Here is a 21,140-nt window from a genome sequence, read left to right on the forward strand (position 1 = left end):
ACAAAGCTACCTCAGGAACTTCATGCCGTTCGTGACCGCGGCCCAAGCATCCACAGCACCATGGCCGTAGAAGTTGTTGTAAGCCGGGGTTCCCTCACAGGTGGCGTTGAACTCCGCTGGACGCCCAACCAGCGTGTAGTCGACCGTGCGGGGAGTGGGGCAAGCGATGTCAGCCGCAGTGCCCTCCAGGACGGTCCGCACCTTGTCCGCGGACAGGGTGACGCCGCCGCGAGAATACTTGCCGTATTGGGCGACGATCAGGGCTGCGACGCCGGAGGCGTGCGGGGACGCCATGGAGGTGCCCTGGAGGAACTGGTAGTAGCCGCAGGTTCCGTTGGGCTTGCAGGCCTTCTGGACGCCCAGGGCCTCGCCGTCGGGGGTGATGTTGCCTGCCTCGTCGATGGCGCCTTCGATGAGGGCGACGTTCTTGGGGTAGGCCGACAGGATCAGGTTCTCGTTGGTGCGGTAGGCCGGGGTGCCGAGGCCGTCGCGGAAGTAGCCGCCGGGGGCGGAGACGGAGATGCGCTCGAAGCCGTAGTTCGAGTAGTCCGCCTTGGCCTGGGACGGGCCGAACGAGCTCACCCCGATCGCGTGCGGGCCCTCGACCGGCAGCGACAGGCAGTCGGCGTTGTCGATGACGCGGTTGTGGGCCGCGCCCGCCGGGTAGTTCGGGCTGATGGTGTCCGGCAGCGGGGCGCCGAGGTCCTGGTGCTGGTTGCCCAGCGACACGACCTGGGTGACGCCCTTGCGGTAGGCGTAGTTCATCGCCCGGCTGATGGCCTTGATCGTGATGCGCTGCTGGGCCTGCTGCTCGGCGCTGTCCGCCGGGTTGCTCTTGCAGTTGTAGAGCCACGGGTCGACGAAGAACGACATGTTGACCACGTCGAGGCCAGCGTCGCCGGAGTAGGTCATCGCGTCCACGACCGGCTGCAGGAAGAAGAAGCCGGAGTCCTGGCCGCCGCGAATGTTCACAATGGACACATTCGGCGCGACGCCGGAGATGCCGAACCCGTCGGCCGCCGCGGCGATGGTGCCCGCGACGTGCGTGCCGTGGCCGCCGTGGTCGACGTCGGCGGGGTCGACGCAGCCCCGGTACTCGCACGGGCCGTCGACCACGGCTCCGGTCTCGTCGGTGGGGATGTCGCGGGTGAAGTTGCGCGACAGCGCGTGGTCGAAGTTGGGGGCGATGTCGGGGTGGCTGGCGTCGACACCGGTGTCGAGGACACCGACCTTGACGCGCTTGTCCCCGGCCTGCTTGGTGCGGGCCAGGTGCGAGCGGACCGAGGTGAGGCCCCACAGCTGCCCGTCCAACGGGTCCATGCCCGCGGTGGCCGCATAGGCCGGGCCGCGCCTGCCCGCCTTAACCAGCTTGTGCTCCTGCTCGACGGCCGCCCTGATCTCCTCTTTGACGGCCTTGCCCGCGGCCTTGGCGTCACGCGGCGCCTGGCCGATGGACTTGGCGCGGGCAGCGCTGTCGACGGCTTTGGCGCCCGCGAGCCGGGCGGTGAAGCCGTTCTCCGGCGCGGTGGCGGTGACCAGGCCCGCGGCCCGGTTGGCCGCCACCACCGTGCCGCCCGCGGCGCGGACGGCCGCCTCGACGGACTCGACGCTGGCGCCGTCCGCGGTGAGGATGTTGAACTCGACGGTCTTGCCGGACAGGTCCGGCTGGGCGGTGGCCGAACCCGGCCCCACCACCGCGGACAGCGTCACGACCAAAGGCACCGCTAAGGCGGCCACCACTGTCTTGCGTCGCTTCACGATCTCCTCCTCGACTTGTCATCCAATCCCTGGGTGCTGCCCCCGACCTCAGGGAACGACCGACTTCTCCTCGGCGAAGTGGCACGCGCTCGGGTGCGCCGCCACCCTGGTGATCAGCGCGGGCTCCTCCTCGGCGCAGATGTCCTGCGCCTTCCAGCAGCGGGTGCGGAACCGGCAGCCCGACGGCGGGTCGACCGGGCTGGGGACGTCGCCCTCCAACCGGATGACCTTCCGCTGGCCGCGCAGCTCAGGGTCGGGCACGGGCACCGCGGACAGCAGCGCCTGGGTGTAGGGGTGGGTCGGGTGCTCGTAGATCTCCTGCTCTGTGCCGATTTCGACGATCTTGCCCAGGTACATCACCGCGACCCGGTCCGACAGGTGCCGGACCACGGACAGGTCGTGCGCGATGAACACATAGGACAGTCCGAACTCGGTCTGCAGGTCGCCGAGCAGGTTCATCACCTGCGCCTGGATCGAGACGTCCAGCGCGGAGACCGGCTCGTCGCAGACGATCACCTTGGGCCGCAGGGCAAGCGCGCGGGCGATGCCGATGCGCTGGCGCTGGCCGCCGGAGAACTGGTGCGGGTAGCGGTTGATGTGCTCCGGGTTGAGGCCGACGACGTCGAGCAGGTCGCGGACCTTCTTCGCCCGCGACCCCTTCGGCGCCACCTCGGGGTGGATCTCGAACGGCTCACCGACGATGTCGCCGACGGTCATCCTCGGGTTCAGCGAGGTGTAGGGGTCCTGCAGCACGATCTGGATATCGCGGCGCAGCTTGCGCAGCTCGGCGCCCTTCATCGCGAACATGTCGCGCCCCTCGAAGGTCGCGCTGCCGCCGGTGGGCGGCTCCAGGCGCATCAGGACCTGCGCGAGGGTCGACTTGCCGCAGCCGGACTCGCCGACGACGCCGAGGGTCTCGCCGCGCCTGAGGTCAAAGGACACGCCGTCGACCGCGCGGACGTGCCCGACGGTGTGCTTGAACAGCACGCCGACCCGAACCGGGAAGTGCTTGACCAGGTCGCGCACCTCGATGATGTTGTCAGTCACCGGCGATCAGCTCCTCGGCGAAGTGGCAGGCGCTGAGCCTGCCCGGCATCAGCCGGTGCTGCGGGGGGACGTCGGTTTTGCAGACGTCTTCCACGCGGGGGCACCGCGGGTGGAACGGGCAGCCGGGCGGGACGTTGAGCAGGCTCGGCGGCAGGCCCTTGATGGTGTTGAGCTCGGCGCCCTTGAGGTCGAGCCGGGGCAGCGAGTCCAGCAGCGCCAGGGTGTAGGGATGGCCGGGTTTGCGGTAGAGCGACCGCGCGTCGGACTGCTCCACGATCCGCCCGGCGTACATGACCGCGATCCGGTCCGCGACCTCGGCGACGACGCCGAGGTCGTGGGTGATCAGGATCAGGCCCATGTTGCGCTCGACCTGGATCTCCTTGAGCAGGTCCATGATCTGGGCCTGCACGGTGACGTCCAGCGCGGTCGTCGGCTCGTCGGCGATGAGCATCTCCGGGTCGAGCGCGAGCGACATCGCGATCATGGCGCGCTGGCGCATCCCGCCGGAGAACTCGTGCGGATACTGCCGGACCCGGCCCTTGGCGTTGGGGATCTTGACCAGGTCGAGCAGTTCGACGGCGCGCTTGCGGGCGTCCTTGCGGGACATGCCCCGGCGTATCCGAAGCTGCTCTTCGATCTGGAAGCCGACGGTGAAGACCGGGTTCAGCGCGGAGAGCGCGTCCTGGAAGATCATCGCGATGCCCGAGCCGCGCACCTCCCGCCTGCGCCGGTCGGTCGCGGCGAGCAGGTTCTCGCCGTGGAACCGGATCGCGCCGCCGGTGATGTGCCCGGGCGGCATGTCCAGGATGCCCATCACGGTCTGGGCGGTGACGCTCTTGCCTGAGCCGGACTCGCCGAGCACGGCCAGGGTCTCCCCCGCCTCGACCCGGTAGCTCACGCCGTTGAGCACCTTGGCCACGCCGTCGCGGGTGCGGAACTCGACGTAGAGGTCGTCGACCTCCAGCAGTGGCGCCGCCGGGTCCGGCCCGGCCCCCTCGGAGTCCACAGTGGACTGTGCGGTGTTCGTGGGCATACGCCCCTACCTCATCTTCGGGTCGAGCGCTTCGCGCACGGCGTCGCCGAGCATCACGAAGGCCAGCACGGTCGCGGTCAGGAAGGCCGCGGGGAACAGCAGCGTGTGCGGTGCGACGCGGATGATGTCGCGGGAGTCCGCGATCATCACGCCCCAGGACACGACCGGCGCGCGCAGGCCGAGACCGAGGAACGACAGGGTCGCCTCTGCCCCGATGAACGCGCCGAGCGCGATCGTGGCGTACACCAGCACCGGCGCGATCGCGTTGGGCAGCATGTGCCGCAGGATGATCCGCGGCGCGCCCGCGCCCAGCGCCCTGGCTGCCTTCACGTAGTCCTGCTGCTTCGCGGTGATCGCCGCCGACCGCATGATCCGCATACAGACCGGCCAGGACAGCAGCGAGATCGACAGGACCACCAGGAACATGATCTCGGTGGCCGAGTTCCCGCCTCCGCCGAGGCTGGTCAGGATCACGATCGCGCCCAGGACGAAGGGCAGACCGAAGAACACGTCGGCGACACGCGACATCAGCCCGTCGATCCAGCCGCCGTAGAACCCGGCGAGCAGGCCGAGCGTGCCGCCGATCAGCACCGTCAGGATGGTGGCCGCGACGCCGACGATGATCGAGGCGCGGGCGCCGTAGATCGTGCGGGCGAAGACGTCGGCGCCCTGGTTGTCGTAGCCGAACCAGGCCTGCGCGGACGGCCCGACGCGGCTGCGCGAGAGGTCGGCGTAGGTCGGGTCGACGGAGGTGAACAGGCCCGGCGCCACCGCCATCACGATCACCAGCACGATCATGGCGCCGGAGATGACGAACAGCGGTCGCCTGCGCAGGTCGTGCCAGGCGTCGGAGGCGAGACTGCGGGGTTTGCCCGGCTTGGCCTCGGCGTGCTCGGCGGCGGTGACGAAGTCGTCCGCGGCCGTGGTCACCGCGGCGCCGCTGGCCGCGGTGCTCGGGTCAGTCATAGCGAATCCTTGGGTCGAGGACGGCGTAGAGCATGTCCACCAGCAGGTTCGAGAGCAGGTACACCATCACCAGCAGCGTCACGACGCCGGTAACGACCAGGCCCTCCTTGCCGAGGATGCCCCGGTAGACCAGGTTGCCGATGCCCTTGATGTTGAAGATGCCCTCGGTGACGATCGCGCCGCCCATCAGGTTGCCCAGGTCGGTGCCGAGGAAGGTGACCACCGGGATCGCGGAGTTGCGCAGCAGGTGCACCCCGACCACGCGGCGCTGGGGCAGCCCCTTGGCCACCGCGGTGCGCACGTAGTCGGCCCGCTTGTTCTCCGCGATCGAGGTTCTGGTCAGCCGCGTCACGTACGCCATCGACAGGCTGCCCAGGACGAAGCCCGGCACGATGAGCTGTTCCCATGGCGCGGGTGACGCCGACACGGTCGTCTTGATCCAGCCAAGCTCGAAGCCGAGCACGATCTGCAGGACGAAGCCGGTGACGAACACCGGGAGCGAGATCAGGAACAGGGTCGAGACGAGCGTCAGGTTGTCCAGGAAACCCCGGCCGCGCAGGCCGGTCAGGATTCCTGCGGTCAGGCCGATCAGCGCCTCGATGGCCAGCGCGACCAGCGCCAGCCGGATGGTGTTGGGGTAGGCCTCGGCGATCAGGTCGCCGACCTCGATGCCCCGGAAGGTCTCCCCGAAGTCGCCCTGCAGCAGGTTGAGCATGTACTTGCCGTACTGCACGATCAGCGGGTCGTCGAGGTTGAACTTCTCCTTCATCAGGTTGATGTAGGAGTCGGGGCAGGGCCGGTCGCCGCACTTTCCGGAGAACTCGTCGCCGGGCAGGCTCCAGACCAGCCAGTAGATCAAGAACGTGGTCCCGATGAAGACCGGGATCAGCTGCAAGAGCCGTCGGAGGACGTAGCGTCCCATCAGTTTTCTCCCCACCTGACTCCGGGCCGGAGCACGGGATCGCCGCGCCCCGGCCCGGAGTGGCCCTGGTTAGTTCTTGACCGTCACGGTGGACAGGTCCAGTTCACGCAGCGTGGTCAGGCGGACGTTGTCCAGCCGCTCGGACCAGCCGTACTGCGAGGTCTGGTTCCACAGCGGGATGACGGGCATGTCCTCGGCCAGCAGCCGCTCGGCCTCCTGGTAGAGCTTGTTGGCCTCGTCCACCGAGAGCGAGGCGTCGGCCCTGGCCGCCAGCTCGTCGAACTTGGGGTTGCTGTACTCGCCGTCGTTGGCGGACGCGCCGGTGCGGTAGAGCTGGTTGATGAAGTTCTCGATCGACGGGTAGTCCGCGATCCAGCCCGACCGGAACAGGCCGCGGATCTGCCGCGAGTTGATCTGCTGGCGGGTCTCGGCGAAGGTCGGGATCGGGTCGTAGGTGCACCCGATGCCCAGGGTGTTGATGACGTTGTTGCAGACCGCGGTCATCCAGTCCTTGTGGCCGCCGTCGGCGTTGGTCTTGAGCGAGATCGAGCCGGTGAAGCCGGACTTGGCCAGGTACTCCTTGGCCTTGGTCGGGTTGAACGTGCAGACCTCGCCGCACTGGTCCTTGGCGTAGCCGGGGACCGCGGGGTTGACCCAGCCGTCGGCGGGGATGCGCGTGCCGTCGAAGATCTTGTCGATGATCTCCTGGCGGTTGATGGACATCGAGATGGCCTTGCGCAGGTCCGTGCTCTGGTAGGTCGGGTCGTACGACGGGACCGTGAGCGTCTGGTTGCCCATGTACGGGACGGAGTTGTTGCGGCCTTCGAGGTCCTGCTTGTACTTGCCGCCCGCGAGGCCGGAAGGCGGAACGGTGTCCAGGAAGTCCAGCTCACCGGAGACGACCGCGGTGTAGGCCGCCTCGTTCGTCTGGAAGATCTTGAAGGTGAGGTCCTTGAACTTCGGCGCGTCGTCACCCTTGTACCCGTCGAAGCGGGTCAGGGTGATGTGCGAGTTCGGCTGCCGGGAGACGAACTGGAACGGGCCGTTGCCGACCGGGTTGGCCTCCCAGGTCTTCGGGTCGGCGAAGAAGGAGTCCGGCAGCGGCATGAACGGGTTGTACCCGAGCTTGAGCGGGAACACCGCGAACGGCGCCGACAGGGTGACCTCGAAGGTCGTGTCGTCGACGACTTTGAGGCCGGACATCTCCTTGGCCGTGGGCTCGGGCGCCTTCTGCGGGCCCGCCGTGCCGTCCGGGTCATCGGTGTGCACGTCCTTGTAGCCCTGGACCTGCTCGAAGAAGCTGCCGTTCTGCTGGCCGTTGGGGCTGTAGGCGGTGTAGTTCCAGGCGTCGACGAAGTTCTTGGCCTTCACGTCGGTGCCGTCGTGGAACTTCCAGCCCGACTTGATCTTGATGGTGAAGACCTTGGAGTCGGTCGTCTCCAACTTCTCCACCATCGCCTCGATGGGCTTGCCGGTGACCGCGTCATACCGATAGAGGCCGGTGAACAGAGCGCGGACGACCTTGCTGCCGCCCGCCTCGTTGGTGTTGCCGGGCTCCAGCGGGTTCTCCGGCTCGGTGCCGAAGACGGATAGCGCGCCGTCGCCGCTCCCCGCGCCTCCTCCGGAGCCGCCGTCCTCGTTGCCCCCGCCGCACCCCGCGATCGTGAGCGCGAGCGCGAGCGGCATCACCGACGCCGCTATCCAGCGTGGTTTACGCATGGGTCTCCTCCCAGGCTCTTGTCGACGTGCTCTCGGGCTTGGTCCGCCATCGGCTCCGTCGGTCACGAAGCGGAACCGCCCGCTCCGAAAGTGAATGGAAGTTAACCGGAGGGGCGATTACCACGGCGATCACGGACGTCACAAACGAGTCACAATCGAAGGTAGTTCATCCATTTGGCGGATAGTCGGATCGGCAAGTGCCCGCTAGGCGGACACATTTCTGTCCAAAAAGTGTCAGGTCATGGTTGAGACGACCTCTGAGCTGTCACACAGAGTCGGCCACCTCCGCCACTGACAGTGCTATCCCGTCGAGGATGTCGTGCTCACTGACAAGCAAAGCCGTGATGCCCGTCTCACGAAAAATCCTCTCCGCAAGAGTCTGCACGATCACAGCGCCGCCGCCGATCACATCCACCCGGCCGGGGTGCATCACCGGGATGGCTGCCCGTTCATCGTGACTGGCCGTAAGCATACGACTCGTCATGGTGGCGATCTCGTCGGCAGTGAGCCTGCTCAGGTGAATGCTCTCCGGGTCGTACCGCGGCAGGCCGAGGGAGACCGCCGACAGCGTCGTCACCGTCCCCGCCACCCCCACCCAGGTCCGCGCCCGCTCGACCGGCACCGCGGCGAACGCCTCGTCGAGGACCCGCGCCGCCAGCGCCCTGGCCTCGGCGACCTCGGCCGCGCCGGGCGGGTCGCCGCGCAGCGCCCGCTCGGTGATCCGGACGCAGCCGATGTCGACCGACAGCGCGGCGTGGACCTCGGCGCGGGCGCCGTCCCAGTCGCCGAGCACCAGCTCGGTCGAGCCGCCGCCGATGTCGGTCACCAGGAACGGGCCGTCCTCGGGCGGGAGGTCGCCGACCGCGCCGACGAAGGACAGCCGCGCCTCCTCGTCCCCGCTGATCACCTCGGCCTCGACGCCGAGCAGCGCCCGGGTCATCGCGAAGAACTCGTCGCGGTTCTTCGCGTCCCGGGTGGCCGATGTGGCGACCATGCGGACCCGCTCGACCCCCTTGCGCCGCATGATCGCGGTGTAGTCGGCGAGCGCGGCGGAGGTCCTGGCCAGCGCGTCGGGCGCGAGCACGCCGGTCGCGTCTACGCCCTGGCCGAGCCGGACGACCCGCATCTCGCGGTGCACGTCGCGCAGCCAGAAGGAACCGTCGTCGCGCACCGAGATGTCGGCGACGAGCAGCCGGATGGAGTTAGTCCCGCAGTCGATGGCGGCAACCCTGGTCATGTCCGCAGCCTAAAGGCGGGCGGGCGCGTCGGCTGTGAGTCCGCCGCGCCTGTGGATGACTTCAGAGGATGTGGATAACCACGGAGGCCGCCCACACTCCGAAGAGTATGGTGCGGCCTCCGTGTCTCGGCTTCGCGCGCTCGGTCAGGACGAGCTGGTCACCACGCTCGAACCTGCCGGACCCGAGGTCGAGGCCGCGGCCGAGGTGCTCGACGCGGGAGCCGAGGTGCTCGACGGCGGGGTCGACGCGCTCGACGGCGGGGTCGTGGTCGGAGTGGCGCAGGGGTTGGGCGTCGCGGTCGCCGTCGGCGCCGTGGTGCTGGTCGGCGGGGCCACCGGCCCGGTCGGGCACGGCGGCGTCGTCGTGGCGGGCGACGTCGTGGCGGGCGGCGTCGTGGACGGCTGGGTCGCCGAACTCGTCGGCGCGCTGCTGCTCGGCGGCGTGGACGACGGCGCGGACGACGTGGCGCCGGGCGCGGAGGACGACGGCGGGACCGTGCTCGACGTGCTCTGCGACGGCGCTCCCGGCTGGGTCGTGCCCGGGGCAGGCGTGCCCGGCTGCTGCGGAACCAGCGGCTTCTGGATCGCCAGCTGCTCGGCAGCGGCGACCGGCGTGGTCGGGACCGGCGTGACGCCCTTGGCGTAGGCCTCGGCCCAGATCAGGACCGTGCGCACGTAGCTGTCGGAGTGGTTGTAGCGGAACACCGCGGTCGCGCGCTGCTGCGGGTTGGACAGGTCCATCCCGCCGGAGCACAGGTACTTGCCCGCGCCCAGGGTGGCGTCGTAGACGTTGTTCGGGTCGGTCTTGCCGTCGCCGTTGCCGTCGGACGCGTAGCCCTTCCAGGTGGACGGGATGAACTGCATCGGCCCGACCGCGCGGTCCCACCGGGCGTCGCCGTCGTAGGACCCGCCGTCGGTGTCGGCGATCGCGGCGAACCCGCCGCCGTTGAGCACCGGGCCCAGGATCGGCGTGGCCGTGAGGCCGTTCGCGTCGACCCGGCCGCCGCGGGCGTGGTTGGACTCGATGCGGCCGATGCTGGCCAGCAGCGGCCAGTCCAGGCGGCAGCCCGGGGTCGTGGTGGCCAGGGTCTGCGCGGCGCGCATGTAGGCCTGCAGCATCACGCCGGGGATGCCGAGCGGGCCGCCGGGCATCGACACCTCGGGACCGGCGCCCTGGGCCAGTAGCGCGGGCGTGGCAGCGAGTTCGAGCACCTCGGCGCCGAGCTGCTGGCTCTGCGGCATCGCGCCGTTGGCGCTGACCTTGCTGGGGTCGGTCAGACCCATCAGGCCGCCGCCCACGTTGCCCGCGAGGGCGATCGGGCCGATGTCTTCCTGGGTGACCCAGTCCGTCGGCTCGCCCGCGGCGACCACGGGCACGAGCAGCAGCGCGCCCGCCGCCGCGGCCGCCCCGCGCTTGCGCTTTTTCTGGTGCCGGTGCTTGCCGACCTTGCCCCTGGCCTTCGGAACACTCACCGTGACCCCGTCCCTCGCCCTGTGTGACCGCCGGCGGTTAGCCGACCTGTGTGACGCTCGTCCTGGTCAACCACTGTGCCTCATCTCTCCCCGGGAGTCACCGTCCGTGGCTACATTCACGTAATAAAGATTCAAAAGTCGTCATCAACTTGCCCTTTTGGACGACCGTTGTTAACCCAGAGAGACAAAAATTGGTCGGCTAAGATCCGTTTGAGTCCGGATACCCTCGGGTAATGACCGCCACCGAGGACGCCGTCGGCGCGACCCACGAGGTCGTGAACCAGGCCCCGCCGCTGTCCGGATTCGACCCGCTCGCCTGCGACCCCGCGTTGGTCGGCGCGGTCAGCGCGTTCGGCTCCGACACGGTGGTCGGCTCGCTCTCGGCGCTGGCCCTGGAGTCCGGTTCGGACACCGCGCGCGAGCACGGGCGGCTCGCCAACGAGCACCCGCCGGTCCTGCGCACCCACGACCGCTACGGCCACCGGATCGATGCGGTCGAGTTCCACCCGTCGTGGCACTGGCTGATGTCGCGGGCGGTGTCCCACGGCCTGCACGCCGCGCCGTGGGCGGCCGAGGACGAGCACGCCCACCTGCGCAGGGCCGCCGCGTTCACCCTCTGGTCCCAGGTCGAGGCCGGACACGGCTGCCCGATCTCGATGACCTACGCCGCGGTGCCCGCGCTGCGGCACGCCCCTGACCTGGCCGCGCGGTTCGAGCCCGGCCTGACCTCGCCGGTCTACGACCCCGGCCTGCGCGAACCGGGCGGCAAGGCTGGGCTGCTCGCGGGCATGTCGATGACCGAGAAACAGGGCGGCTCCGACGTCCGCGCGAACACCACCACCGCGACACCGCTGGCGGACGGCACGTACTCGCTGGTCGGGCACAAGTGGTTCACCTCGGCGCCGATGAACGACCTGTTCCTGACCCTCGCGCAGGCCCCCGGCGGCCTGACCTGCTTCGTCCTACCCCGCGTCCTGCCGGACGGAAGCCGCAACGCGCTGCGGTTGCAAAGGCTCAAGGACAAACTGGGGAACAAGTCCAACGCGTCCGCGGAGATCGAGTACGCGGGCGCGGTCGGCTGGCGCGTCGGCGACGAAGGCCGCGGGGTGCGGACCATCATCGAGATGGTCACGATGACCCGGTTGGACTGCGTGCTCGGGTCGACGGCGAACATCCGTATCGCGCTGTCGGAGGCCGCCCACCACGCGGCTCACCGAGCGGCGTTCGGCACGGTGTTGCGTCGGCAACCCGCCATGGCGGCGGTGCTCGCGGACCTGGCGCTGGAGTCGGCGGCCGCGACGGTGCTGGGGCTGCGGTTGGCGGCCGAAGTGGACAGCGGCGCGGGCGCGTTGCTGCGGATCGCGCTGCCCGCGGCGAAGTTCTACGTGTGCAAGCGGGCGCCGATGGTGGTGGCGGAGGCGTTGGAGTGCCTGGGCGGCAACGGGTACGTGGAGGAGTCGGGGATGCCCCGGCTGTACCGCGAGGCGCCGTTGATGTCCATTTGGGAGGGTTCGGGGAATGCGACGGCGCTCGACGTCCTGCGGGCGCTGTCGCGAGACTCGTCTACTGTGGACGCTTTGCTGGCCGAGTTGTCGGCCACCGCCGGGATTGACGATCGACTCGATGCCGTGGTGGCGTCATTGTGGACCGAGGTGAAGACCGCCGAGCCCGCCCGGGCGCGTCGGTTGGCCGAGCTGATCACGCTGTCCTTGCAGGGAAGCCTGCTGTTGCGGCATGTTCCCGCGATGGCTGACGCTTTTCTCGCTCGACTGGCAGATTCCGGCCGGACTTTGGGCACGCTTGCGCGTGGGGTCGATGTGGGATCTCTGATTGATCGGGTCACCCCTCAGGTGGGTTGACCGTGGGGTTGGCAGGGCCGGGTCCGGCAGGCAGGAGAGCGGTCTGCTGCTCCTGCTCGACGCGCCGAGCACCTGGTGACGCTGGGAGAGGGACCCGAGTTGATAGGCAAGTGGTGACTTGCCTATGGTGGGGGTGTGGCGGAGGATCTCTTCAAGGCGCTGGCCGATCCCACCCGTAGGCGCATCCTGGATGAGCTGGTGGAGCGGGATGGGCAGACCTTGTTCGAGATTTGCGGGCGGCTGGTGACCAAGTACGGGTTGGGGCTGTCGCGGCAGGCGATCAGTCAGCACTTGGCCGTGTTGGAGGGTGCTGGGTTGGTCGTTTCGCGGCGCGAGGGGCGCTACAAGTTTCACGAATTGAACACTGAACCGCTTGAGCGCATCGTTACTCGGTGGCTCAGGCCTGATGCACAGGGAGAGACCGGTGCGGATTCATCTGACTGGCGTGTTCGTTGACGATCAAGAAAAGGCGCTGCGGTTCTATACCGACGTGCTGGGCTTCGTGAAGAAGACCGAGGTGCCGGTGGGGACGGACCGGTGGCTGACCGTGGTGTCGCCGGAGGACCCCGACGGGATTGAGCTGCTGCTGGAGCCCGACGGGCATCCGGCGGTGAAGCCGTACAAGGAGGCGCTGGTCGCGGACGGGATTCCGGCTACGGCCTTCGCCGTCGAAGACGTGCACGCTGAGTTTCGCAGGCTGCGGGAACTCGGGGTGCGCTTCACCCAGGAGCCGTTGGAGATGGGGCCGGTCACCACGGCTGTCCTTGACGACACCTGCGGCAATCTGATCCAGATCGAGCACACCGCCTAGGAACTACACCGCGGCGCAGTCGCCGGTGGGCCAAGCGGGGGCCAGCAGGGCCAGTGCCTCGTCGCCGAAGGGGTTGGTGCCGGGGGCCGTGGCCAGGGAGTGGGCCACCAGGGCGTGCAGGCACTTGACCCGGCCCGGCATTCCGCCCGCTGTCACATCGGTGCCCAGGGGCTCCAGGGCGTCGCGTTCGGCCAGGTAGGACTTGTGGGCCTGGAGGTAGTGGGCCGCCAAGTCCGGATCGGTGGACAGGCGGTCGGTCATGTCCTTCATGACGCCCGTGGTTTCCAGGGTGCTGATGGCGGCGGCCAGCTTGGGGCAGGTCAAGTAGTACAGGGTGGGGAAGGGCGTGCCGTCTTCCAGCTTCGGGTTGGTCTGGATGACGGCGGGGTGGCCGCTGGGGCAGCGGGCGGCGACGGCGCGGATGGCGCGGGGAGCGCGGCCCAGCTGGGCGGCGACGATCTCGCGGTCGGCCTCGGTCACGGGTTCCAGGGTCACCGGCGCTCCCCCGTCACCGCGTCCCACAGGGCCTGGTACCAGGCCTGGTCGGGAATGGGTTGGGTCGGCTCCTGGCTCGCGCCAGGGCCGCCCGCCTCCGGTGGCAACTCGACCATGTACGGCGTCTCTCCCGGCATCACGTACCGCAGTCTCCTGCGGGCCTCGGCCAGCACCTGCTCGGGGTCGGCGAGCTGCTCCTTGCGCTGCTGCAGCTCGTCGACCTTGGCGCGTAACTCGGCCTGGCGTTGTTGTTGGACTTCCACATCCGAGCGCTGCGACAGGTAGGTGCGCAGCGGGACGGCCACGCTCAGGGCGAGCGCGCAGACGACCGTCGCGAACACCGCCGCCCGTCGGGTGGTCGACAGGCCCAGGATGGCGCCGCGTTTGCGTCGTTTCTGGGGTCCCGCCGACCTGGCCGGACGAGGGGGTTCCGCTGGGGGTTGCGCCGAGGTCGGACGCGCGCGGCGCCGCACGCGCTCGGGTCTGCGGGCGGCGGAGGTCTCGCTCCGCCGCCCGCGACCGCCGCGTTCGGCGCCGCGTCCGACCATCGGGGTCAGGACTCCGGCGTGAAGCGGGGGAACGCGAGGTCGCCCGCGTACCGCGCCGCGTCGCCCAGGGTCTCCTCGATGCGCAGGAGCTGGTTGTACTTGGCGACCCGGTCGCTGCGCGCGGGGGCGCCCGCCTTGATCTGGCCGACACCGGTGGCAACGGCCAGGTCGGCGATGGTGGTGTCCTCGGTCTCACCGGAACGGTGGCTCATCATGCTGCGGTAGCCATAAGAGGTGGCAAGAGTCACCGCGTCCAGGGTCTCCGACAGCGTGCCGATCTGGTTGACCTTCACCAGCAGGGCGTTGGCCGCGCGGCGGGCGATGCCCTCTTCGAGGCGGTCGGGGTTGGTGACGAACAGGTCGTCGCCGACGAGCTGGACGCGCTCGCCGAGCTCGGCGGTCAGCCGCACCCAGCCGTCCCAGTCGTCCTCGGACAGCGGGTCCTCGATGGACACCATCGGGTAGGCGTCGACCAGTTCGGTGTAGTACGCGATGAGCTGCTCGGCGCTCTTCTTCGCGCCCTCGAAGGTGTAGGCGCCGTCGGAGTGGAACTCGGTGGCGGCCACGTCCAGCGCCAGCGCGACGTCGCGGCCCGCGGTGTAGCCCGCCTTCTCGATCGCGACCATGATCAGGTCGAGGGCCTCGCGGTTGGTGGTCAGGCTCGGGGCGAAGCCGCCCTCGTCGCCGAGGCCGGTGGCCAGGCCCTTGCTCTTGAGCACCGACTTGAGCGAGTGGTAGACCTCCGCGCCCCAGCGCAGCGCCTCCCGGAAGCTCTCCGCGCCGATCGGCGCGATCATGAACTCCTGGATGTCCACCTCGGTGTCGGCGTGCGCGCCGCCGTTGAGGATGTTGAGCATCGGCACCGGCAGCACGTGCGCGTTCGGGCCGCCCAGGTAGCGGAACAGCTCAAGGCCGCTGGACTCGGCAGCGGCCTTGGCCACCGCCAGCGACACGCCCAGGATCGCGTTGGCGCCGAGGCGGGACTTGTCCGGCGTGCCGTCGAGGTCCACCAGTTTCTGGTCCACGATGCGCTGGTCGACCGCGTCGATGCCCTGCAACTCGGGCCCGATCTCGTCGAGGACCGCGGTGACGGCCTTCTCCACGCCCTTGCCGAAGTAGCGGTTCGCGTCGCCGTCGCGCAACTCCACCGCCTCGTGCTCACCGGTCGACGCCCCGGAGGGCACGGCGGCGCGGGCCAGCGTCCCGTCGTCCAGCGCGACCTCCACCTCCACGGTGGGATTGCCGCGCGAGTCCAGGATCTCGCGTGCGCCGACCTGCTCGATGACAGCCACGTGGTGCTCCTCACAAAGCGTCGTACTACTCCAAGACGAGCGTAGCGGGCCAGTTTCAAAACTTGACGAAGGCACCTCCGGGATACGGGCGACACCCGGCGATCACTCCTGCGGAGGGTCGAGGAACAGCGCTTACGCAGGTAGTGTTGATCTGACTATGACGGAGGAGCCAGGCAATACGTTCGAGGCGTTCCGCCACGCGGAGTCACTCGTGGCGCAACGCAGGCCGCTCGACGCCCTGGCCGCCCTGGCCCCCGTCCTCGACGCGGAGCCCAACGCGCCCAGCGTCCAACTGCTCGCTGGCCGCGCCTACCTGGGCTCGGCCCAGCTGCGGCGGGCCGAACAGGCGTTCCTGCGGGTGCTGGAACTGGACCCGACCGACCACTACGCGCGGTTCGCCCTCGGCAAGACCCTGCAGCGGCAGAGCAGGCTCCCCGAGGCGCAGACGCAACTGCGGATCGCGGTCGCGATGAACCCCGTCCCGGAATACCAGGAAGCGCTCGGCGAGGTCAACGCCCGCATCTCCGTCGAACGCGACCGATAGTTTTCCGGGGTTCACGCCGTCCGGTTTCCCAGTCCAGGATGGGATCATGGGATTCGACAGCGCGACCGAGCGGATGATCCAGGCCAACGAGGCCAACTGGGACGCCCGCACCCCGATCCATGTCGCCAGCGCCTTCTACGACGTCGCCAACCGCGACCCGGAGGTCTGGTTCGCCGACTTCGAATGGGACGACCTGGGCGACCTCGACGGCAAGGACGTCGCCCACCTGCAATGCCACATCGGCGCGGAGACGATCGCCTTCGCCAGGCGCGGGGCGCGCACGGTGGGCTTGGACATCTCCGCCGAGTCGGTGCGGGCGGCCCAGCGGCTCGCGCGGGACAAAGGCGTGACCGTCGACTACGTCAAGTCCGATGTGCACGCCGCGGCCGACGCGCTCGGCCGGGAGCGGTTCGACATCGTCTACACCGGCAAGGGCGCCATCTGCTACCTGCCCGACCTGCCCGCCTGGGCCGAGCAGGTCGCCGCGCTGCTGCGCCCCGGCGGCCAGGTGTACGTCGTGGAGTTCCACCCGCTGCTCAACGCGCTCGGCCCCACCCCGCCCGCGGACGGCAGCGAAGACCTGCTGCTGCGGCACGACTTCCTCGGCGGCCGCGGCGGCGTCGAACACGACGGCACCCGCACCTACACCGACGGCCCCCCACTTCCCGAGGCGAAGGTCTCCTACGAGTGGCCACACGGCATCGGCGAGGTCGTCAACGCCCTGGTCGGAGCAGGTCTGCGGATCACGCTGCTGCGCGAGACCGAGCGACTGCCGTGGCGGCGCTGGTCGACGATGGCCAACCCGGACGGCGGCTGGTACCGACTGCCCGACAGCGCGCCGCGCATCCCGCTGATCTACGCGCTGCAAGCCGTCAAGCCGGACGGTGTTTCCGCTGGTTGACCAGGCTGCCAGGGGGCTTTCGGCGCACGGCGGGCGGAATCCGGGCGCGCGCACACGTAACCTGGATTTCGTGGCCGCATCTCCGACACCCCCGCCGACCACGCTGCCCGTCGATTCATGGCCGTCGCCCGAGCCACCCCCGGGCCGCGGCCCCAACCTGGCCGCGCGCCTGCTCTTGGTCGCCGTGCTGATCACCCTGGCCGGGGCGACGTTCCTGCTCCTGGACGCCGCGAACCCCCCAAAACGTCCGCCCGCCGGCGAAGACCGGTTTGTGGTGCCGCTGCTTGACGTCGTTCCCGGCGCCGCGGCGCCGCAGGCTCGGCCCACGCCCGCCGGGCAGGACCTGCGGGCGTGGGCGGAGAAGATCGCCTCGGAGACCGACATTCCGGCGCGGACCGCGATCGCTTACGCCAATGCCGAGTTGGCTACTCGGGACCGGACGCCTGGCTGCAACCTGACTTGGGTGACGCTCGCCGGGGTCGGTCGGGTCGAGTCGCACCATGGGCACTACAGCGGCAGCCGAGTCGGGTCGGACGGCACACTGTCCAAGCCGATCATCGGGGTTCCGCTGGACGGGTCACCCGGGGTCAAGGCCATTCCGGACACAGACGACGGTCGGCTGGACGGCGATCCGCAGTGGGACCGCGCGGTTGGGTCGATGCAGTTCCTGCCGACCACTTGGGCTCGGTGGTCGCAGCGGGCCAGTGGGGACGGCGCGCTGCCGGACCCACAGAATGTGGACGATTCCGCGCTTACCGCTGCTCGGTATCTGTGTGCGAGTGGTGGTGATCTCGCTACCGGGGCTGGGTGGTGGAAGGCTGTGCTGACTTACAACGAGTCCCGGAAGTACGGGGTGGATGTGTTCAGTGGGGCTTCCGCTTATGCGCGGAAGGCTGCTGAGTTGGGGGGCTGAGGGCTGGCTCGATGGGGGTGGAGTGGTTGGCAGGTGCTCGAGTATGCGGCTAGTTCCGCCCTATCGAGCACCGGGCGGGCGCTGGTGCCGGTTGGCAGGGGACGGGGGTGCTCCTTGCACTACCGATCGAGCGGGGAAGTCCGGGTTCAGTCGGCAGGGGCATGATCTGCCAAGCGGCTCGCCTGGGCTGGTTGGGTGTCGAGAAAGGATCGTAGAAGCTCGCAGAGCGCGCGTAGTTGTCGTTCGGTCATGTGCTCGCAGAGCCGCTCGAAGTCGTCAAGCAGGTCTCGTCGTGACTGCTTGGCTGTGGTCACGGGGTCTCCAGGATCGTGCAGTTGTCGAGTTCGCGGAAGAGTTGGGCGGCGAGGGTCCAGCGGATGTGGGGGCTGTCGAACGTGACCAGTCCGGTTTCCGTCTTGACGGGTGTGCCGAGGCGGGGCCGGTACTGCGTTCCGAGGACCCCGGCGAGTGGGTGGGCGCCTGCCCGGACGAGGACTCGGCCCCGGCGCAGTGCTGGGCAGAGGCGGGCGGACAGCTCGGCGCACGGCAGGCAGATGGGCGGTTCGGTGACGCCCATGCGGTTCGGCCACCCTGGCCAGTCCGCGCGCTGGTCCTGCAAGATCCACAGCACCCCGTCGGTGGACTGGTCTGCGGGGCCTGCGCAGACCTGGCACAGCAGGTTGCGCATCGCCCGGCGCTGGCGGGGGCCGTGGATCTGCCCGAACACAGGTTTGCCCTGGCCGTGGCGGGACGGGGTGCGGGTCCAGAGGATTCCCCGGGAGTCCCGCTCGCCCAAGGTCTCGTCGGCGTAGCCGATGCCATTCCGCCGGGCGACGATCCGGAACGGGGCGGTGTCCTCACCGCTCCACCTGGTGATGTAGGGAACCAGGACGTTCACTAGGCCACCTCACAAGATCGGTGGCCTCGCGCGCCTGCGCGCTGTGTTGATTGTTCGCTCGCAAGCAGGGCAGTCAGGCCCGTATAGTCCGAAATCTGGCCTTTCTCGATTCGGCTCATCTTCCAAAAGCCTCGTCGTACGGCTTCATCCAGGGAGATGATGTTCTCCCCGTCTCGGGTCAGAAGGCAGCGGAAGCCCTCGGCCCTGACTTTCCATGCCTCGTACCGCGCTATGGCCGCGCGGCGTTCCTCCGCGCTGACCTCGTTGGCGACGAACGCCGCGCGCATGTCGACCATTTCAGCATTTCGGCAAATATACGTCACTTTCATCCGACGGTAGATTCGCAGCAGCACCTGATCGGTCTGCACCACGTAGGGATCACCGATCATCGCCCGCCAACGAGCGATAACCGGATTCCGAAGTTCGATGTTGACCAGCGCTTCGGCCGCACGATCGTCATCTGGTTGGTGCAATAACTTCATAGTTGTATTCCATTGGTGGAGCCTTGATTTCAGGAAGGTGTCCGGGTGAGCGCGGCGAACGGCGCGGGGAGCTACTATGCCTGGACCTCCCCAGCCTTCACTCCTGGTGGGAAAATCCGAGCGGGTCGCAGTCTGCTGCGCGGCATGGGAAAGCCCGGCGGCACCGCATCCAACGGCAGCAACGTGTCCGTGGGCGGGGCACACGCCAGAATCCACCGCAGGGTCCACGTCGTCGGACCTCGATAGACATAGTCCCTGAGCACGTGCGTCGGCGCGAACTCACTCCCCTCAACGCGCGGCGACCGGTATGCGATCGCGTCCGACTCATCCCACACAATCAGGACGTCTTGCACATGCGGCCACGTCGACACCGCACCCTGCGCATAAGGAGAACCGCGCTCCCCGAACAAATAGAAAGTCCACCGCCCCTGCCGAACAAGCTCATCCCACAACACGCGCATAATCGACTCGGTCGACGTCATGGCTGCCTCTCACCACGGGCAGCGGCTATCTCACGACCCGAGTTTCGATCCACAAGGGACATGTACCGGGGGACCAAAAGCAAACCGTCACCGTCAAAGACAGGTCCAGCGGGAGCGATGAACGCCGTCCGCTCACACACCGACTCCCGACCAGCGGCAAGCACCGCAGGCAGTGGAACAGGAGCGACCCGTCTCAAGACCCATCGTCGCAGGCGCCATCGCGATCCACGTGCCACTCGCTCTACTACTCGCCTACCCATGCGGCCCGTTCCTCCGTTCCCAGTCGCGCTCCCCCGCTACCCCGCGTGGGAGCTCTGACCTGCCGAAACACACGGTAAGCGCAGGCGTGAACCTTGAGTGACAGTAAAGCGACAGTCCGTTCGGGTGACGAGTCCAGCGAGTACCCTCGAAGTGAGAACATTCGATCAACCGGGCGGGAGGACCCTGTGACAGACACGGACCGCGAGTACCCCGGTGCGCGCATTGCCACGACACGCAGGTTGAAGGGCTGGACGCAAGATCGACTTGCCCGCGAATCCGGCTATTCGGTCTCCATGATCCGCAAGGTAGAGCGTGGCATTGAGCCTGCGTCTCCGGGTTTCTTGTCCGCCGTCGGGAGAGTGCTAGGAAAAGGTGTCGATGAATTGACCGGCACGCCCTATCGAGAAATAATCGAACGAGAGGGAGGGCTTGGCGGACTAAACGATCTCCGTACGATCCTGGCGGAGGGTCACCATGTGCGACCTATCGAGCCGCTGCCACTTGACGAGCTACGAAGCTCGCTCGATGCCATCAACATACGCTATCGAAATGATCGAGGACGGCAAGCGTTGGCCCGTCTTCCGCTGCTTATTCGCCAGCTTCACGGGGCACTCCATTCAGTGTCAAGTCACGAACAGCGCGGAGCAATTTACTCACTGTTGGCGAGCGCGTACGCAACCGTCGAGCGGATCGCGCGCCGATTCGGCTATCTGGAGCTGACCACACCTGCTTTGGACCGGTTGGACGTCTATGCCGCGAGTGCGGACGATCCGCTGTACGCACCCCAAGGGCTCATCAAGCGGGCGCGTGTGTTGATGTACCACGACAGTCATGACGTGGGCTTGACGCTGATCGAGCAAGGCCTGAATCAGGTCGAGGGAAACGACGAGGGCGCGCTCGCGGTACGAGGTTATGGGCACCTCGCCGGAGCGATTGTGGCGGCGCGATTCAGGAGGCCGGATATAGCGCGAGAACACCTTAGTGAGGCCCGGAAGGTAGCCGCGCATGTCGACGGCGAGTCGGACGCATACGGGACTCTTTTCGGACAAGCGAACGTTGGTATCCACTCTGTAGCGGTCGAGTTGGAGGCCGGTGACCCAGGGCTGGCCGCGCAAGAAGGCTTCGCACTGCGTCTGCCGGAGTCGGTCGCGCCTCCGCGAGCTGGACACCACTGGCAGGACACCGCACGCGCTTGTTTGCTCAGCGGAAACGGAGCCAAGGCTCTTGACGCACTGAACCGAGCGCGCAAGGTGGCTCCCCAACAAACTCGCCTGCACCCGATGGTGCGGGACACGTTGCGCGGTATCGCCGCATTGGACCGGCGGAAGTCCGACACAGTGGCGAACTTCGCGGCCTGGCTCGGCCCCGACCAGCCACAGTGACGAACAGCGGCTCACCCACTGAGGTGACGACTGCGGAAGCCTGCGCAGTCGAGGCCTACCTGCCCAATTCACAACAGCTTGGTCCCTAGGCACGCGACGGTGACCGACCTTGGCCAC

20 protein-coding genes are annotated in these 21,140 nt (G+C 68.4%); 7 read left to right on the top strand and 13 right to left on the bottom strand.

Features of this window, described 5'->3' with window-relative positions; all coding sequences use genetic code 11:
• Positions 1 to 6: 6 nt before the first annotated feature.
• The 8 genes from BLS56_RS15165 to BLS56_RS15200 all read right to left on the bottom strand — a co-directional run bounded on the left by BLS56_RS15165 (position 7) and on the right by BLS56_RS15200 (position 10,155).
• Complete coding sequence (locus tag BLS56_RS15165; RefSeq protein ID WP_228771650.1) at positions 7 to 1,758, bottom strand: S8 family peptidase; 1,752 nt, start codon at positions 1,756 to 1,758, stop codon at positions 7 to 9.
• A gap of 48 nt (positions 1,759 to 1,806) precedes the next feature.
• The gene (locus BLS56_RS15170; protein ID WP_091450755.1) at positions 1,807 to 2,805 is read right to left on the bottom strand and encodes an ABC transporter ATP-binding protein; all 999 of its coding nucleotides are present in this window, start codon (positions 2,803 to 2,805) and stop codon (positions 1,807 to 1,809) included.
• Positions 2,798 to 3,838, bottom strand: coding sequence for an ABC transporter ATP-binding protein (locus tag BLS56_RS15175; RefSeq protein ID WP_091450757.1), 1,041 nt, complete (start codon positions 3,836 to 3,838; stop codon positions 2,798 to 2,800). Before BLS56_RS15175 ends, BLS56_RS15170 begins: the two co-directional genes overlap by 8 nt.
• A 6-nt stretch (positions 3,839 to 3,844) precedes the next feature.
• Entirely contained in the window at positions 3,845 to 4,804 is a 960-nt protein-coding gene (locus BLS56_RS15180; protein WP_091450759.1) for an ABC transporter permease, read from the bottom strand.
• Positions 4,797 to 5,726 (bottom strand): ABC transporter permease, encoded by a 930-nt coding sequence (locus BLS56_RS15185; RefSeq protein WP_091450760.1) that lies wholly within the window; start codon positions 5,724 to 5,726, stop codon positions 4,797 to 4,799. The genes BLS56_RS15180 and BLS56_RS15185 overlap by 8 nt, the downstream gene beginning before the upstream one ends.
• A 69-nt stretch (positions 5,727 to 5,795) precedes the next feature.
• Positions 5,796 to 7,445: a peptide ABC transporter substrate-binding protein gene (locus BLS56_RS15190; RefSeq protein WP_175482838.1), complete on the bottom strand. Its 1,650-nt coding sequence runs from the start codon at positions 7,443 to 7,445 to the stop codon at positions 5,796 to 5,798.
• Between the two features lie 265 nt (positions 7,446 to 7,710).
• Positions 7,711 to 8,682 carry a Ppx/GppA phosphatase family protein gene (locus BLS56_RS15195; RefSeq protein WP_091450762.1) on the bottom strand — a complete coding sequence of 324 codons (972 nt, stop codon included), beginning with the start codon at positions 8,680 to 8,682 and terminating at the stop codon, positions 7,711 to 7,713.
• A 144-nt stretch (positions 8,683 to 8,826) separates the two neighbouring features.
• Positions 8,827 to 10,155, bottom strand: a complete 1,329-nt coding sequence (locus BLS56_RS15200; protein WP_228771651.1) for a lytic transglycosylase domain-containing protein — start codon at positions 10,153 to 10,155, stop codon at positions 8,827 to 8,829.
• A 233-nt stretch (positions 10,156 to 10,388) separates the two neighbouring features.
• Here BLS56_RS15200 and BLS56_RS15205 point away from each other — a divergent pair, with 233 nt between their 5' ends.
• From BLS56_RS15205 to BLS56_RS15215, 3 genes are all read left to right on the top strand, one after another.
• Positions 10,389 to 12,014, top strand: a complete 1,626-nt coding sequence (locus tag BLS56_RS15205; RefSeq protein ID WP_091450764.1) for an acyl-CoA dehydrogenase family protein — start codon at positions 10,389 to 10,391, stop codon at positions 12,012 to 12,014.
• 135 nt (positions 12,015 to 12,149) lie between these two features.
• On the top strand, positions 12,150 to 12,470 hold the full coding sequence (locus BLS56_RS15210) for an ArsR/SmtB family transcription factor (RefSeq protein WP_091450765.1): 321 nt from the start codon (positions 12,150 to 12,152) through the stop codon (positions 12,468 to 12,470).
• Complete coding sequence (locus BLS56_RS15215; protein ID WP_091450767.1) at positions 12,439 to 12,825, top strand: VOC family protein; 387 nt, start codon at positions 12,439 to 12,441, stop codon at positions 12,823 to 12,825. Before BLS56_RS15210 ends, BLS56_RS15215 begins: the two co-directional genes overlap by 32 nt.
• A 3-nt stretch (positions 12,826 to 12,828) precedes the next feature.
• On the opposite strand, the gene BLS56_RS15220 is transcribed toward BLS56_RS15215, so the two are convergent.
• From BLS56_RS15220 to eno, 3 genes are read right to left on the bottom strand one after another with little or no spacing between them, the layout of a single operon-like run.
• Entirely contained in the window at positions 12,829 to 13,320 is a 492-nt protein-coding gene (locus BLS56_RS15220; RefSeq protein WP_091450768.1) for a DUF501 domain-containing protein, read from the bottom strand.
• Entirely contained in the window at positions 13,317 to 13,868 is a 552-nt protein-coding gene (locus BLS56_RS15225) for an FtsB family cell division protein (protein WP_091450770.1), read from the bottom strand. The genes BLS56_RS15220 and BLS56_RS15225 overlap by 4 nt, the downstream gene beginning before the upstream one ends.
• A 5-nt stretch (positions 13,869 to 13,873) precedes the next feature.
• On the bottom strand, positions 13,874 to 15,160 hold the full coding sequence (gene eno / locus BLS56_RS15230) for a phosphopyruvate hydratase (protein WP_091450772.1): 1,287 nt from the start codon (positions 15,158 to 15,160) through the stop codon (positions 13,874 to 13,876).
• Positions 15,161 to 15,317: 157 nt separating this feature from the next.
• Between eno and BLS56_RS15235 the strand changes: the two genes are divergently transcribed.
• The 3 genes from BLS56_RS15235 (at position 15,318) to BLS56_RS15245 (ending at position 17,518) form a co-directional block, all read left to right on the top strand.
• Positions 15,318 to 15,704: a tetratricopeptide repeat protein gene (locus BLS56_RS15235; protein ID WP_091450774.1), complete on the top strand. Its 387-nt coding sequence runs from the start codon at positions 15,318 to 15,320 to the stop codon at positions 15,702 to 15,704.
• A 46-nt stretch (positions 15,705 to 15,750) separates the two neighbouring features.
• A complete protein-coding gene (locus BLS56_RS15240; protein ID WP_091450775.1) occupies positions 15,751 to 16,605 on the top strand; it encodes a class I SAM-dependent methyltransferase in 855 nt (284 codons plus the stop codon).
• Positions 16,606 to 16,675: 70 nt separating this feature from the next.
• Positions 16,676 to 17,518 carry a lysozyme family protein gene (locus tag BLS56_RS15245; protein WP_228771652.1) on the top strand — a complete coding sequence of 281 codons (843 nt, stop codon included), beginning with the start codon at positions 16,676 to 16,678 and terminating at the stop codon, positions 17,516 to 17,518.
• A gap of 310 nt (positions 17,519 to 17,828) precedes the next feature.
• Here BLS56_RS15245 and BLS56_RS15250 read toward each other — a convergent pair whose 3' ends face one another.
• Together BLS56_RS15250 and BLS56_RS15255 are read right to left on the bottom strand one after the other, a co-directional pair.
• Positions 17,829 to 18,416 (bottom strand): hypothetical protein, encoded by a 588-nt coding sequence (locus tag BLS56_RS15250; RefSeq protein ID WP_091450777.1) that lies wholly within the window; start codon positions 18,414 to 18,416, stop codon positions 17,829 to 17,831.
• Positions 18,416 to 18,898 carry a hypothetical protein gene (locus BLS56_RS15255; protein WP_139190711.1) on the bottom strand — a complete coding sequence of 161 codons (483 nt, stop codon included), beginning with the start codon at positions 18,896 to 18,898 and terminating at the stop codon, positions 18,416 to 18,418. Before BLS56_RS15255 ends, BLS56_RS15250 begins: the two co-directional genes overlap by 1 nt.
• Before the next feature lie 928 nt (positions 18,899 to 19,826).
• On the opposite strand from BLS56_RS15255, the gene BLS56_RS15265 reads away from it, so the two are divergent.
• On the top strand, positions 19,827 to 21,023 hold the full coding sequence (locus BLS56_RS15265; protein WP_091450783.1) for a helix-turn-helix domain-containing protein: 1,197 nt from the start codon (positions 19,827 to 19,829) through the stop codon (positions 21,021 to 21,023).
• Positions 21,024 to 21,140 lie beyond the last annotated feature (117 nt).

Origin of the sequence: Actinokineospora iranica (assembly GCF_900101685.1) — a bacterium.
GTDB classification, from domain to species: Bacteria; Actinomycetota; Actinomycetes; order Mycobacteriales; family Pseudonocardiaceae; genus Actinokineospora; species Actinokineospora iranica.

Bases quoted from the DNA above. Each gene is read 5' to 3' on its own strand.
- BLS56_RS15175 (WP_091450757.1), bottom strand. From the start codon at position 3,838: ATGCCCACGAACACCGCACAGTCCACTGTGGACTCCGAGGGGGCCGGG.
- BLS56_RS15180 (WP_091450759.1), bottom strand. From the start codon at position 4,804: ATGACTGACCCGAGCACCGCGGCCAGCGGCGCCGCGGTGACCACGGCC.
- BLS56_RS15185 (WP_091450760.1), bottom strand. From the start codon at position 5,726: ATGGGACGCTACGTCCTCCGACGGCTCTTGCAGCTGATCCCGGTCTTC.
- BLS56_RS15190 (WP_175482838.1), bottom strand. From the start codon at position 7,445: ATGCGTAAACCACGCTGGATAGCGGCGTCGGTGATGCCGCTCGCGCTC.
- BLS56_RS15195 (WP_091450762.1), bottom strand. From the start codon at position 8,682: ATGACCAGGGTTGCCGCCATCGACTGCGGGACTAACTCCATCCGGCTG.
- BLS56_RS15205 (WP_091450764.1), top strand. From the start codon at position 10,389: ATGACCGCCACCGAGGACGCCGTCGGCGCGACCCACGAGGTCGTGAAC.
- BLS56_RS15225 (WP_091450770.1), bottom strand. From the start codon at position 13,868: ATGGTCGGACGCGGCGCCGAACGCGGCGGTCGCGGGCGGCGGAGCGAG.
- BLS56_RS15235 (WP_091450774.1), top strand. From the start codon at position 15,318: ATGACGGAGGAGCCAGGCAATACGTTCGAGGCGTTCCGCCACGCGGAG.
- BLS56_RS15240 (WP_091450775.1), top strand. From the start codon at position 15,751: ATGGGATTCGACAGCGCGACCGAGCGGATGATCCAGGCCAACGAGGCC.
- BLS56_RS15255 (WP_139190711.1), bottom strand. From the start codon at position 18,898: ATGAAGTTATTGCACCAACCAGATGACGATCGTGCGGCCGAAGCGCTG.